Genomic DNA, 14,875 nt, shown 5'->3' with positions numbered 1-14,875 from the left:
TGTTTTATGACCAGTATTTCTTGTCATATGCCCGGTAAGCCAACGCCTCGCAGATATGTTCTTCCTTTATCTTTTCGGAAGATTCCATATCCGCGATGGTCCTGGCCGTTTTCAGGATCTTATGATATGCTCTGGTACTGAATTGAAACTGCTCATATGCCTGCTCCAGAAGTTTGTCTGCCCCTCCCGTCATTACACAGTATTTCTCCAGTTTTCTTCCGTCAAGCTCCCCATTGAAGCAAAATTTTTCCTTTTTGTAACGTTCTCTCTGGATCTCCTGTACTGCTTCCACCCTCTTTCTTATTTGAGCAGAGGATTCCCCTGCAATTTTCTTTTTCATTTTTGAAAAACTCACTGCCGGAACTTCCGTGCAGATATCAATACGCTCCAGGAGAGGCTGGCTGATCTTTCCAAGATAATGCGTGATCTCCCCTGATGTACAGCGACATCTGTTCATATCCGGGTAAAATCCGCAGGGACAGGGATTCATCGCTGCCGCCAGCATAAAACTGGCCGGAAAAATATAAGTTCCGGCAGCTCTGGACAGATGGATCTCCTTATCTTCCAGCGGCTGACGCAGGATCTCCAGGCTTTTTCTGGAAAATTCCGGCATCTCATCCAGAAAAAGCACACCTCTGTGTGCAAGAGTGATCTCCCCCGGTCCCGGTATCCTGCCGCCACCTGCCAGAGCCTGAGGGGAACTGGTATGATGCGGACTTCGAAAAGGCCTCTGCCGGATCAGCGGATCTTTTTCCGTGAGAAGTCCTGCCACACTGTATACCTTGGTGATTTCCAGGCTTTCCTCAAATGTCATCTCCGGCATAATAGTAGGCAGACGTCTTGCCAGCATGGTCTTTCCGGATCCTGGCGGTCCGATAAAAAGAATATTATGAAAACCGCTCACTGCGATCTCGGCCGCGCGCCGGGCTCCTTCCTGCCCGCAGATGTCCGCAAAATCAACATTTGGTTTTTCCGGTTTATTTTCTGTTTTTTCTTTTTCCTGATACTCATTTGTATAAGTGTTTGGGTCTCTCAGACATCGGATCATGTCATTCAGACTTTTTACTCCAAACACCGGCATATCCTTCACCAGATTCCCCTCCCGGATATTTTCCTCCGGAATAACGCAAAAGCGTAAGCCCATCTCTCTTGCGCGGATCACCCGTGGCAAAACTCCGGCAACCCCATGGATCTCTCCATTCAGACTGATCTCTCCTACGATCATAACTCCTTCCAGAAGATCCGGTTCCAGAATTCCGGCAGCCGCAAGTACTGCAGCCGCCACAGGCAGGTCAAAACCGGCTCCTTCCTTTTTCATATCGGCAGGTGCAAAATTTACAGTTACTTTTTTTGGTGGCAGACAAAGCCGGTTGTTCTTAAATGCAGTCCGGACTCTTTCCTGGGCCTCTCTCACCTGGGCAGAGGGAAATCCTACCATAGCAAAAGAAGGCAGACCATCACTGACATCTGCCTCAACCTGGATCTCACGTACTTCCATTCCGTAGATCGCTGCTGATAAAACACTCGCAAACAAATACATTCCTTTCTGCGAAAAAAACGGATCCCGATCTTCCATCTTTTCGTCTTTTCAGGTCAGGCGGATATTCGAAATCCGCATTGGTTAAAAACAAGGGAATTTTCAGATAGACATTTTCTGAATTTTAGAAGATAATAAATTTAGTATAGTCCATTTTGCTCTCTTTTGCAAGGGTGCATTTCGTTCTGTTTTATACTTTCAATAGAAAGAAGAGGTGAGCACAATGAAATTTCAGCGTATTCAGGATTTACGTACAGACGCGGATCTGTCCCAGAGAGAATTAAGTGAGATTCTTCATATCAGTCAGCGTTCTTATTCCCATTATGAAACGGGATCCCGTAATATTCCTATCGAAATGCTTATCCTGCTGGCAAATTATTACGACACCAGCATCGATTATCTCGTCGGCCGCACAGACCGCAAAAAAATGATCAAATAAAGAGATCCCCGGAAATGTGGAACAGTTTCGGGAATTCCTGTATCGGGATTCCCTGATTGCCAAAATCCGGGGATTCTTTATTTTACCGTGTTTTATTTTTTTTGATCATTCTGTATAATAGGTTTCTTCTTCTCCGTAGGGAATCTCATATTCTTCTGTATTTTCATCAGAAGAATCTTCACTGCTTTCGCTGTAGGATTCCTGTTCATAGGAACTTTCGTTGCTTTCATTATAGGAAGCATCTTCTTCGGAATTTTCGGATACTTCCAGGGATGGCTCCTGCCGGGTCATAATAGACTCTGTTTTCGGATAGGTCAGAGATCCATCTCCCCGTTCATATGTTTTTACCTTCACATAAAGCTCACCACTTTTATCGAAAACAAACTCTCCTTTTGCCTTATTCCCTTCGGAATCCTTAAAACGGAACTGTGTGGCATTTCCTGCTACCTCTGCAGTCACATCTGCTTCTGCGGTCATGGAAGGATCTTTTCCATTCACTCTCTTATAGGTAAAGGAAACAGATTTCAGACTGATATCATAAATATCGATCGTTGTCAGCCCGTCTTCGCTGTACCAGATTCCCTGATAATTTTCCGGTTCAAATGCCGGAAGGATTGTCGGGACCGGTGTCAATGACGGTGTCGGCGTCGCTGTCGGAACCGGTGTTGCTGTTGCTGCCGGAGTTGCTGTCACCTCCGGAATACTGTCCAATGCAGCCAATGCGGCCTCTCTTCGTTGTTCTTTTTCCACTTTATCCCTGTGGGAAACATACAGCATCCCTCCCAGTCCTGCCAGAATAAACAGAATGATCAACAGGATCAGAACTGCTCTCAGCCGTTTTTTTCTTCTTTTGTTTTTTCTCATCTGCATTACCTCTGTTTACTATAGCATACAGGAAACCCTTCTTGTATTTCTCAATTCTGCTTATTTTTTCTCTTTGATGATACCTTTTCTGTAAACTTCCAGAAGCTGGATCAGCTCACTGATCCTTTCCTTCAGAGCAGTTCCGGTATCGGTATCACCGACCAGAGTACGTTTGTTATTGTAGTGAACTGCCACCCTGTTGGAAACAATATCCTGCTCCTTGGCTACCGCTTCTTCCGCAGAAGTAAAAGGCTCATGAGCAGACAGGATCAGCCCGTAGGAATTATAAACCAGTGTATAACCGGCAATCCCCGTAACCTTCTGATATGGTCTGGAAAAACCGCCGTCGATCACAAGAACTTTGCCATTGCATTTTACAGGACTCTCTCCCTCACTCTGGTGAACCGGCACATGCCCGTTGATGATGTGACCTTTTTCCGGATCCAGTTCGAATTCACGGAGCAGATCATCTACAACATCCTCATTTTCCAGAAGATGATAGTAGGCATTTTTAGTTTCTTTATGTGTTTCCTTATCTTTAATAAAATAACGCTCAAAGGTGGTCATCTTGTCTTTTCCGAACAGCGGTGAATTCGGAGCTGCCCAGATATACCACATAATATCTCTGCCTTTACGCTTTTCATCCTCATTTACAGAGAAAAACGCCCGGCGCACATAAGTCTCAAGAACATCGTACAATTCTTTTCCTTTGTAGGTTTTTCCATAAATCTGGACTTCTTTCAGACTTCCATCCTCATTAAGCGGAATACTTCCATGGAACAGAAGATTTCCATTATAAGTTTTATAAAGGCCTCCCTTGTCCAGAAGAAGCCGGACATGATTCTGCAGTTTCTCGCAGTTTCGGAACGCGGAATCCAAGCGTTCCATTACATCCTTTTCCTCTGTAGTAAGTTCATATGGCTTTTTCCAGTCAATAGTAGGAAAATATGTATCGGTCAGCGGATATTCTTTTCCGTCCGGAAGTGTGATCATTCCCTTTTTCGGATCGATCCTATGAAGCAAACAACGATTTTCCATATGGAATTCTTTGTGCCGGCGGATCAGCTGCCCCTCCAGCTTAAACTGGATAATGGCAATAGCCTTGTGCATTTTCCGTCCAAGCTCTTCTTCCAGAATACTATAGTTATTGGCATCTCCCTTCATCTCAAAAGCAGTACATGGATCATCCTTATAAGCCTCCATTGCAAAGGTTGCCAGGGGCATGAGATTGATCCCATATCCATCCTCAAGAATATCCATATTTCGGTAACGGATGCTGTTCCGGATCACCGTTGCAATGCAGGCTTTCTGTCCTGTAGCAGCTCCCATCCAGACCACATCATGATTTCCCCACTGGATATCCAGCGAATGATATTTCATCAAACGATCCATGATGAAATGCGGGCCCGGACCTCTGTCATAAATATCTCCCAGCACATGAAGATGATCCACAACAAGACGCTGGATCAGTTCTGCCAGGGCAATGATAAAATTCTCTGCCCGGCCGATCTCAATGATCGTATTGACGATGGCATCGTAATATGCTTCTTTGTCCAGAACTTCCGCTTTCTCTGTGATCAGCTCCTCGATCACATATGCATAGTCTGCAGGAAGTGCCTTACGGACCTTGGAACGGGTATATTTGGATGCCGTTGTCTTGCATACTTCGATCAGACGATAAAGTGTGATCTTGTACCAGTTCTCCATGTCTTCTTCCTGTTTTTTTACAACCTCCATCTTTTCCTTCGGATAATAGATCAGTGTGGCAAGAGAACGTTTGTCGCTGTTGCTTAAGGTATGTCCGAATACATCATCGATCTTTTTTCGTACAGCCCCTGATCCATTCCGAAGAACATGGGAAAACGCATCGTATTCTCCATGAATGTCCGACATGAAATGCTCGGTACCTTTCGGAAGGTTTAATATAGACTGCAGATTGATGATCTCTGTTGAAGCCTTTGCTATAGTAGGATATAGCTCCGCAAGTCGCTGCAGGTATCTTAATTCTTCTTTTTTCATAGTATCTGGTATCCTCCTGGGAGTTCTCACTGCCAGATCAGCCTTCAGGATAAACGGCAGTATTTTTTATTTATTGTAAGCCCTTCCGGTATCATATATCAACCCGTAAAATCAAACAGTGACATCTGATTGGACTGCGGGATATCTCCAAAAAGATCCATATCATCCATCAGATCGATAACGGTCTTGCTGACCTTGGTACGATCACGGAAATCATCCTTGGAAAGGAATCTGCCTTTTGCGGCAGCATCCACAACTGCCTCTGCTGCCTTATCTCCAAGACCCTCTATGGTATCCAGAGCAGGCATCAGTTTATCTCCGATGATCTGGAACCGGTGTGCCTTTGCCTTATAAAGATCGATCGGCACAAAATCAAAACCTCTGGCGTACATTTCCTGTACGATCCTCATATCCTTCAGTGTATCCTGTTCCTTCTTGGATGCCTCATCACCTTTTTTCCGGATCTCCGCCATATAATATTCCAGACGTTCTTTTCCCATGCACATCAGTTCATAGGAAAAGGAAGTGGCACGGATACTGAAAAATGCTGCATAATAAGCCAGTGGATGAAACACTTTATACCAGGCGATACGATACGCCATCATAACATAGGCTGCCGCATGGGCTTTCGGGAACATGTACTTGATCAGCTTACAGGACCAGATATACCAGTCCGGAACATCATGCTCTTTCATAGTCTGGATCCATTCCTCACGAAGACCCTTTCCCTTACGGACACTCTCCATGATGGTAAACGCCAGACCACTTTCCACTCCTTTTCCGATGAGATAGATCATAATATCATCTCGCGTACAGATTGCTGTGGAAATGGTAGCTGTACCATTCTGGATCAATACCTGGGCATTTCCAAGCCATACATCCGTGCCGTGGGAAAGTCCAGCAATACGTACCAGGTCGGAAAAATATTTCGGCTTGGTATCGATCAACATCTGCATGGCAAAGTCTGTACCAAACTCCGGGATCCCGAGGCATCCCAGCCTGCAGCCGCCGATATCCTCCGGACTGATCCCCAGAGCCTGCGTTCCCGCAAACAGGGACATGACATCTCTCTGGTCCAGCGGAACTGTTCTTGCACTGATGCCGGTCAGATCCTCCAGCATACGGATCATGGTCGGATCATCGTGTCCAAGTATATCAAGCTTCAGAAGATTTCCGTCAATGGAATGGTAATCAAAATGTGTGGTGATGATATCACTGTTCACATCATTGGCCGGGTGCTGCACAGGTGTAAATTTCTCAATCTCCTCACCCATAGGCAGTACGATGATACCTCCCGGATGCTGGCCAGTGGTACGGCGGACACCGGTACAGCCCTTCACGATACGGTTGATCTCACAGTAACGCTTGTGCTGCCCCCGTTCCTCATAATAGTTCTTCACATAACCAAATGCGGTTTTTTCCGCAAGGGTACCAATGGTTCCCGCCTTAAAGGTCTGCCCTTTTCCGAAGATAACCTCCGTATACCGGTGGGCATTGGCCTGATATTCACCGGAAAAGTTCAGGTCGATATCCGGCTCCTTATCACCTTTAAAACCAAGGAATGTCTCAAAAGGAATATCAAAGCCTTCCTTGTTCATCCTGGCACCGCATTTCGGACAGATCTTATCCGGCATATCACATCCTGCCATACCCGCGTATTTTTTCACCTCAGGGGAATCAAAATCACTGTATTTACAGTCCGGATTCGGACAGAGATAATGAGGCGGCAGAGGGTTTACCTCCGTGATACCGGACATGGTCGCTGCCAGAGAAGAACCTACAGAACCACGGGATCCAACCAGATAGCCGTCCTCATTGGACTTCCACACAAGCTTCTGTGCAATGATATACATTACCGCATAACCATTGGAGATAATAGAATTCAGCTCCCTGTCCAGGCGGTCCTCCACGATCTTCGGCAACGGATCTCCGTACATTTCGTGGGCCTTCGTGAAACAGATATTCTTAAGATCCTGCTCGGAGTTCTCAATGACCGGTGGAAATTTATCCGGATGAATCGGTGATATCTTCTCGATCATATCCGCGATCTTATTGGTATTGGTGATCACCACCTCTTCCGCCTTTTCACTTCCCAGATAGGAAAATTCCTCCAGCATTTCCTCCGTTGTACGAAGATAAAGCGGGGCCTGGTTATCTGCATCAGAAAATCCGTTTCCTGCCATGATGATCCGTCGGTAAACCTCGTCCTGAGGATCCATAAAATGCACATCACAGGTGGCAACCACCGGTTTTTTGAACTGTTCTCCAAGTTTTACGATCTTCCGGTTTATCTCTTTTAAGTCTTCCTCTGAATTGATCATATCATGTTTTTCATCCGCAAGCATAAACGCATTGTTCCCAAGAGGCTGGATTTCCAGATAGTCATAAAAATTTACCAGTCTGGCGATCTCCTGATCCGGTGCATTGCGAAGAAGTGCCTGATAAAGCTCTCCTGCCTCGCAGGCACTTCCCACCAGAAGGCCTTCCCTGTATTTTTCCAGCACACTTTTGGGAACCCTTGGTCTTCTGTGATAGTACTTTAAATGGGACTGGCTTACCAGCTTGTACAGATTGATCCTTCCGGTCTCATTTCTTGCAAAAACAATAGCATGGTATGTGGGCAGCTTTCGGATGGTATCCGGTGAAACCGCACCCTGCCTGTTCATCTCATCCACATCAAAAATATCTCTTTCTTCCAGCATCTTTACAAACCGCACAAAAATCTCTGCGGTACATGCCGCATCATCCACAGCTCTGTGGTGATGATCAAGAGAAACACCTACTGCCTTGGCTACCGTGTCCAGTTTAAAACGGTTCAGGGCAGGAAGAAGGAATCTAGCCATACCAACGGTATCCACATAAGTAAAATCATCCGAAATCCCCTGCCGTTTACAGTTTTCAATAATAAAGCTCATATCAAAGTCCGCATTATGGGCCACCATTACGCAGCCCTCACAGAATTCCAGGAATTTCGGCAGTACTTCCTCTATCACAGGTGCATCCAGGACCATGGAATCATTGATGCTTGTCAGCTGCTCAATACGGAACGGAATGGGCACTTCCGGGTTTATAAAGGTGGAAAAACGATCTGTGATCTGTCCTTTTTCCACTTTTACCGCGCCAATCTCAATGATCCTGCAGGTTAGTGCTGAGAATCCCGTAGTCTCAATATCAAAAACAACAAAATCTCCATCCAGCCGCTGCCCTTTGGAATTGGTGACCATACCCTTCAGATCGTCTACCAGATACGCTTCCATTCCATAGAGCACCTTAAAATCAGACTCCTTTGGAACACAACCGCCCCAGGCATCAAAGCAGTGATTTGCCTCCGGGAAGGACTGCACCACGCCATGATCCGTGATAGCGATAGCCTTATGTCCCCACTCATAGGCACGTTTTACCAATGCCTTTGCATCGCTGACACCATCCATATCGCTCATCTTGGTGTGACAGTGAAGCTCCACACGCTTCTGAGGACTGGTATCCATTCTTGTGCTAGTAAAATTGGCGATTTTCTTGATACCTGTAATATTTCCAATAGTAAGCTCACTGTCAAAACGGTCAATGGTGGTAACTCCCTTCAGCTTCAGGAATGCGCCTTTTTTTACACTTTCCATCACTTCCGGAACCTGCTCGTTACGCAGAAACATCTTCACAACAATACTGTCCGTAAAATCGGTCACAGGGAAGATCAGGATCGTTTTCTCATTTCGGATCTCACGAGCTTCCACATCCATAACCTGACATCGGATGATAACCTCCCCCATCTCACCGGTAATGCTCTCCAGCGGAATCGTTTCTCCATCAAAATCTCTGCCGTAAACCACATCCGGATTGCTGTCCCTGCGAAATCCGAAGCTGCCGCGGAAATCTCCCTTCTGAACCTTCTGCTGTTTTTTGTCAACGGATTTCTTCTCGTTTGTCTTTTCGCCCTTCTTATCTCCTGAGGTTTTCTTTGTCTCTTCCTTGGCTGTATCCTCCTGCTTCGGTTCACTTTCCTGATCCCCGCTGAGTTTGGCATGCTTCAGGACATTTTCCACTTCCTGTTTGATCTGAAGTGCAGCATTTTTCCGGTATTTACTCTCTTTCACTTCCACAAAATCCAGTTCCACTTTCAGATCCATACCGCAGCGTTCACAGAAAACCTTATGAAAATATTCAACAAGTATTTCGCTTTTCTGTCTGGAAATAACCGTATCCGGAAGCTCCATACGCAAGGTATCTTTTCCTGTAAAAATGATTTTTGATCTGCGGAACAGATTGTACTCCAGCATGTTATAGTTGCGCAGCTCCATCTCCATACTGGAACGGTAGCTTTCCAGAAAGTTCTCCGGTGTATACTGCTCGGAAAGATGAAATTTTTCCACAACTGTTACAGTCATGGGAATCCCCGGAAAGCACTGCCGTTCGATCTCATCCTCCAGCGCAAAAATATTCTTCTTGTGTATCCAGCGGCTGCTTTCAATATAAACCCTCAGATGAGTTCTTCCGGGGTTCATGGAAACCTTTGTCACAAATACCATGTCCAGAAGTTCTTCCAGCTCTTTCTTCACTTTAAGATGCGGAAATACATCAAAAAAATCTTTCTCCATTATGACTCCTGCTCATTCCAGGTAAGAAGTTCCTGACGAAGTGTATCCAGAAGATCCGTTTCCGGTACTTTTTTTACAACCTCTCCATGCCGGATCAGAAGACCAACACCATCGCCTCCTGCAATTCCAAGATCTGCTTCCTTCGCCTCTCCCGGTCCATTTACCACACAGCCCATAACTGCAACCTTAATATCAAGAGGAATATCCTGTACCATGGTCTCTACCTGGTTTGCAAGGCCGATCAGATCGATTTTTGTTCTTCCGCAGGTCGGACAGGAAACAACCTCCACTCCTCCTTTGCGAAGTCCCAGCGTTTTCAGGATCCTTTTGGCTGATTTCACTTCTTCCAGCGGCGCGCCTGTCAGAGAAACACGGATGGTATCTCCGATTCCCTGATACAGGATGATCCCAAGTCCGATAGCTGATTTGATATTTCCCGAATACAGAGTTCCTGCTTCTGTAATTCCCACATGAAGAGGATACTGTGTTTTTTCTGCGATCAGTTCATGGGCTCTGGCGCACATGAGAACATCAGAAGATTTGATGCTGATCACAAGATTGTCATATCCCATCTCTTCAATGATGTGCACCTTATCAAGAGCACTCTCCACAAGTCCTTCGGCTGTAACACCGTGATATTTTTCTACCAGTTCTTTTTCAAGGGAACCGCTGTTTACTCCTACACGAATAGGGATATTCCGTTCCTTTGCTGTATCCACAACTGCCTGGATTCTCTCTTTGGAACCGATATTTCCCGGATTGATACGGATCTTGTCCGCACCGTTCTCCATGGCTGCAATGGCAAGGCGATAATCAAAATGGATGTCCGCAACCAGCGGAATATGGATCTGTTTTTTGATCTGGGATAAAGCCTTCGCAGCTTCCATAGTAGGAACTGCGCAGCGGATAATATCACAGCCTGCTTTTTCCAGTGAAAGGATCTGCTCAACCGTTGCTTCCACATCTTCAGTTTTCGTATTGGTCATGGACTGGATAAGGATCGGATTTCCTCCTCCGATAACACGATTTCCAATTTTTATTACTTTTGTATGATCTCTGTACATAAAAATCTCCTTTATGAATCCTGAAAGGCAGGTGTCTTCAAACGCCCTGCCTTTCCTTTCCGAACTATCTTTTTACTCTTACTCCTAACGTCGGATCTCCAGCAGCTTTGTTTTCAGTTCGTTTTCCATACGTCTCATATCTGCCTCTGCTGCCTGACGTTTTTCACGGCCTTCCTGCTGGATTTTCATCACATCATCCAGTGTCTGGATCAGTTCCTGATTGGTTTTTTTCAAAGTTTCAATATCTACAATACCACGCTGGGATTCCTTTGCCGTTTCCACAGATGCCAGGTGAAGCGTTTCCGCATTTTTCTTCAGAAGTTCATTGGTAAAATCCGTAACCTGCCGTTGTGCCTGTGCGGCTTCTGTGGAGTGCGCGATCCCTAGAGCCAGCACCATCTGGCTTTTCCAGAGAGGAATGGTATTTACAATGGTTGTCTGGATCTTCTCGATCATCGTCGTATCATTGTTCTGGATCATGCGGATCTGCGGTGCAGTCTGCATAGAAATGGTTCTGGTAAGCTCCAGATCATGAAGCTTTTTCTCAAAGCGGTCACATTTGCTTTCCAGATCATTGGCAGCCTGTGCATCTTCCGGAAGTCCGCTTGCCGCTGCCTTCTGATGCAATTCGTTGAGCTTGCCTTCTCTGACTTCCCTAAGCTTCTTTTTACCCGCAAGAATGTACATGGAAAGTTCTTTAAAGTATGCAAGGTTCTGCTCATACATTTTATCCAGCACGGCAGAATCTTTCATCAGACGCATCTGGTGCTGCTCCAGAGCTTCCGTGATCTTCGTCACATTTCCCTCGGCCTTTGTGTAACGGTTTTTCAGAGTTTCCACCTTCGCTGTCTGTTTTTTGAAAAAGCCGAAAAATCCCTTTTCCTCTGTGGCATCAAAATCCTTCAATTCTCCTACCACATTTGCAAGAAGCTCCCCTGCCTCCCCAAGATCCTGTGTCTTCACATTTACCAGCGCTGCATCAGAAAAATCTGCCATCTTCTTCTGAGTGCCGGCTCCGTACTGCAGGATCTGGTTTGTATTTTCAATATCGATCTTTGCTGCAAAATCTTCTACGATTTTCTGTTCCTGGGGAGATAACACCGGTTCCTCTACTGCCGGCTCCTGGGGTTTCTCCGGTTCTTTTTTTGTAATTTCTTCTTTTTCTTCCGTGAGATCCGGTTCCAGAGTCAGCACCGGTGCTTCTACCTCAAAGTCTTTAAATTCTTCTCCCATAAGCATTCTCCTTGATCAGCTGTACCTTCCGGCAGATGTCTGTATTCCAGCTTCTTATCTGCTCGTTGTACTTATTTCATTTCCGCATTCTGTTTCATTTTTTTGAAATCATCCTCTGTCAGCCCCTCCTGTGCCAGAACCGTATGCAGCACAGAAATATCGGTGGATACATCCCACGCGGTATCCCGGAATATGGAATCCAGAAGTTTCTCAAATGCAATATTCAGTGTATCAATGGTTTCTTCAATTTCTTTCTTGGAAGCCGTGATATTCTCACCCTGTACAGGCTGTCCATCCATATCCTCATAAGCATCCAGAAGCTTCACAGTCATAGGCAGATAGTAGTCCATCATTTTCTTAAGATCCGGAATCACCTCCGGATGCTCTCCTGCACGCTCAAAAATTTTCTGAACGATCATTTCCATCCTGGAAATCTTTGCAGAAATTTCTTCTCCGGGAATGGCGTCATTGCTCTCACGGATCTTTACCAGAAATTCATTTCCTTTTCTCAGGACTTCCTGGGCTTCCGGACTCATATTCTCCTCCAGCTGAACCTTAGGATCTGCTTCCTGTTTACGAAGCTCCAGCTGCTTCTGTGTTTCCAGATACTGCTGATAGGTCTCATTACTGGTGATCAGACAGGTTCCCTGCTCATCCACATGGCCTTCCAGAAACCAGCCCTTCTGGATCATTCTGCTGATATCTTTTTTTACAAATTTCTCGTTCTTTCCTGCTGCCTGGGCAAGCTTCTGAAAATTACAGTAGGTGTGGTCTCCCAGCGCACGGATATATTTCTGGAAACGTCCCAGTCTTCCGAGACGGCTTGTTCCTGCTCCCAAAAGAGCACCGCCACCTGCTGCGCCTGCACACATCACTCCAAGCACACCTGCTGCAAGTGCACCGCTGTGTCCAATGCCCATCCAGATCAGAAGCACCATGGCTCCAAGCCCCATGCCACTTAAAAGTATCCCACCGGAAACTGCCATCATCATGCCTTTGAGATTTTCACCGGTAGTCTTTCCGTAGAGCAGTTCCGACTGTTTCCTTGCAGCCTGCTGCTTTGCTTTTCTGCTTCTTCCGTAATAAGGGCTCTGGTATGTATAGCTTTTCTTACGGAATTCCGGATCAGCACCCGGATCAAACACGGAATTCAGCGCATTTTTCAGCGCTTCGCTTCCGGAATCAATGGCCTTATTTACTGTCTGGTTGATCGTATGGCTTAATTCGTGATAGCTGTTTGAATTCACTGCATTATCTACAATATCCTGAATCTTTTTTCCAAGGTCTTCAAATTCGTGATTGTCCATTTTTCCCTCCAGTCCATAGATAATTTTTATTATATCGAAATCATATTAAAATTACAAGCAAATGAAAAAAAGGAACAAAAAACTATTGAAGTCATCACGTAAAAGTTTTACAATGGTAAAAAGTAAAAATTGTAAACGGAGGAATCGTTATGGAAAAAAAGAACATCGACTGGTCCAGCATCGGATTCGCTTACATGCCAACCGACTACAGATACGTGTCTAATTTTAAAGATGGAAAATGGGATGAGGGTACTTTAAGCACAGACCCTAATATCGTACTCAATGAGTGTGCTGGTGTGCTTCAGTATTCTCAGAGTGTATTCGAGGGTCTGAAGGCATACACAACAGAAGACGGACATATCGTTACTTTCCGTCCTGACCTGAACGCAGAGCGTCTTGCTGCATCTGCAGCAAGACTTGAAATGCCGGTATTCCCGAAGGAAAGATTTATCGACGCTGTTGAGCAGGTTGTTAAGGCAAATGCTGCATGGGTTCCGCCATATGGTTCCGGCGCAACACTTTATCTTCGCCCGTACATGTTTGGTTCCAACGCCGTGATCGGTGTTAAACCGGCTGACGAATATCAGTTCCGTATCCTTACAACACCGGTTGGTCCGTACTTTAAAGGCGGCGCCAAACCGATCACGATCCGTGTCAGCGACTATGACCGTGCCGCACCTTGCGGAACCGGTAACATCAAGGCTGGCCTGAACTACGCAATGAGCCTTCATGCTATCGTAGATGCTCACAAACAGGGCTTTGATGAGAACATGTACCTTGATCCCAAGACTCGTACAAAAGTTGAGGAGACAGGCGGAGCAAACTTCATCTTCGTTACTAAAGACGGCAAGGTTGTAACACCGAAGTCTGACAGCATCCTTCCTTCCATCACACGTCGTTCTCTGATCTACGTTGCAAAGGAGTACCTTGGACTGGAAGCTGAAGAGCGTGAGGTCTACTTCGATGAGGTTAAAGATTTTGCAGAGTGTGGTCTTTGCGGTACTGCTGCAGTTATCTCTCCTGTCGGAAAGATCAATGATCACGGCAAGGAAATCTGCTTCCCAAGCGGAATGGAGAAGATGGGACCGGTTATCCAGAAGCTGTACGACACACTGACCGGTATCCAGATGGGACGCATCGAAGCACCGAAGGGATGGATCCACGTAATCGAGTAATTACCAGATTTTCGTCATTATACATAACATTAAGTACAAAAAACAGACCGCCGTATTTTTTTCGGTGGTCTGTTTTTTTATTATTTCTTCATTGTTTTTCTGTACAAAGCGGGCATTCTCATTCTGCTTTATGATCTGTGCTCACATTACCTATCTTTTCTCTCGTATTTTACAAACGCATATTCCAGATCAAAGTATGTCTGTTCTTCACTCTCCGCTGTGATCTCCCAGTCCGGGTCCTCATCCAGGTTTGGAAAATACGCATCCGCTTCATATGCAAAATCGATTTTTGTCACATGAGCTGTATCACAGTACGGGAGCATCTGTTTGTAAATACTGTCTCCGCCGATACAGTACACATCCTCTGCCGGATATTTCTCCACTTCCTTCAGTGCTTCCTCGATGCTGTGAACGATCACCGCACCTTTTACCTGATAATCCCTGTTGCCGGTGATCACAATGTTGGTTCTGTTTTTCAGAGGAAGTCCGTTTGGAAAAGACTCCAGTGTTTTTCTTCCCATAACAACCACTTTTCCTGTAGTTTCCTCACGGAACATCTTCATATCTGCCGGAATACTTACCAAAAGTTCATTATTTCTTCCGATTCCCCAGTTTTTATCTGCTGCAACAATAATATTCATTCTT

At 45.6% G+C, this 14,875-nt stretch carries 10 protein-coding genes; 2 read left to right on the top strand and 8 right to left on the bottom strand.

The genetic code is table 11. From position 1 onward, the window contains the following. Positions 1 to 4 precede the first annotated feature (4 nt). Positions 5 to 1,540 (bottom strand): YifB family Mg chelatase-like AAA ATPase, encoded by a 1,536-nt coding sequence (locus CCC17_RS03185; protein WP_227945533.1) that lies wholly within the window; start codon positions 1,538 to 1,540, stop codon positions 5 to 7. A gap of 220 nt (positions 1,541 to 1,760) precedes the next feature. On the opposite strand from CCC17_RS03185, the gene CCC17_RS03180 reads away from it, so the two are divergent. Further along, entirely contained in the window at positions 1,761 to 1,976 is a 216-nt protein-coding gene (locus tag CCC17_RS03180) for a helix-turn-helix domain-containing protein (RefSeq protein ID WP_287082496.1), read from the top strand. A 105-nt stretch (positions 1,977 to 2,081) separates the two neighbouring features. On the opposite strand, the gene CCC17_RS03175 is transcribed toward CCC17_RS03180, so the two are convergent. The 6 genes from CCC17_RS03175 to CCC17_RS03150 form a co-directional block, all read right to left on the bottom strand. After that, complete coding sequence (locus CCC17_RS03175; RefSeq protein ID WP_049947001.1) at positions 2,082 to 2,840, bottom strand: hypothetical protein; 759 nt, start codon at positions 2,838 to 2,840, stop codon at positions 2,082 to 2,084. A gap of 60 nt (positions 2,841 to 2,900) precedes the next feature. After that, the gene (locus tag CCC17_RS03170; RefSeq protein ID WP_021651819.1) at positions 2,901 to 4,859 is read right to left on the bottom strand and encodes a fructose-bisphosphatase class III; all 1,959 of its coding nucleotides are present in this window, start codon (positions 4,857 to 4,859) and stop codon (positions 2,901 to 2,903) included. Positions 4,860 to 4,957: 98 nt separating this feature from the next. After that, a complete protein-coding gene (locus CCC17_RS03165) occupies positions 4,958 to 9,451 on the bottom strand; it encodes a PolC-type DNA polymerase III (RefSeq protein ID WP_287082495.1) in 4,494 nt (1,497 codons plus the stop codon). Then, positions 9,451 to 10,515 (bottom strand): flavodoxin-dependent (E)-4-hydroxy-3-methylbut-2-enyl-diphosphate synthase, encoded by a 1,065-nt coding sequence (gene ispG, locus CCC17_RS03160; RefSeq protein ID WP_287082494.1) that lies wholly within the window; start codon positions 10,513 to 10,515, stop codon positions 9,451 to 9,453. The genes CCC17_RS03165 and ispG overlap by 1 nt, the downstream gene beginning before the upstream one ends. A gap of 84 nt (positions 10,516 to 10,599) precedes the next feature. Beyond that, on the bottom strand, positions 10,600 to 11,748 hold the full coding sequence (locus CCC17_RS03155) for a toxic anion resistance protein (protein ID WP_118609042.1): 1,149 nt from the start codon (positions 11,746 to 11,748) through the stop codon (positions 10,600 to 10,602). 71 nt (positions 11,749 to 11,819) lie between these two features. Continuing rightward, the gene (locus tag CCC17_RS03150) at positions 11,820 to 13,055 is read right to left on the bottom strand and encodes a 5-bromo-4-chloroindolyl phosphate hydrolysis family protein (protein ID WP_118609043.1); all 1,236 of its coding nucleotides are present in this window, start codon (positions 13,053 to 13,055) and stop codon (positions 11,820 to 11,822) included. 149 nt (positions 13,056 to 13,204) lie between these two features. Here CCC17_RS03150 and CCC17_RS03145 point away from each other — a divergent pair, with 149 nt between their 5' ends. Then, positions 13,205 to 14,230: a branched-chain amino acid aminotransferase gene (locus CCC17_RS03145; RefSeq protein ID WP_118609044.1), complete on the top strand. Its 1,026-nt coding sequence runs from the start codon at positions 13,205 to 13,207 to the stop codon at positions 14,228 to 14,230. A 146-nt stretch (positions 14,231 to 14,376) separates the two neighbouring features. On the opposite strand, the gene CCC17_RS03140 is transcribed toward CCC17_RS03145, so the two are convergent. Next, positions 14,377 to 14,871 (bottom strand): dihydrofolate reductase, encoded by a 495-nt coding sequence (locus CCC17_RS03140; RefSeq protein ID WP_015524334.1) that lies wholly within the window; start codon positions 14,869 to 14,871, stop codon positions 14,377 to 14,379. Between the last annotated feature and the right edge of the window lie 4 nt (positions 14,872 to 14,875).

The organism is Blautia sp. LMAG:36 (genome assembly GCF_008680535.1).
GTDB classification, from domain to species: domain Bacteria; phylum Bacillota; class Clostridia; order Lachnospirales; family Lachnospiraceae; genus Blautia_A; species Blautia_A fusiformis.
Note: the sequence above shows the minus strand (reverse complement) of the source record. Positions and strands in the feature narration are given on the sequence as shown.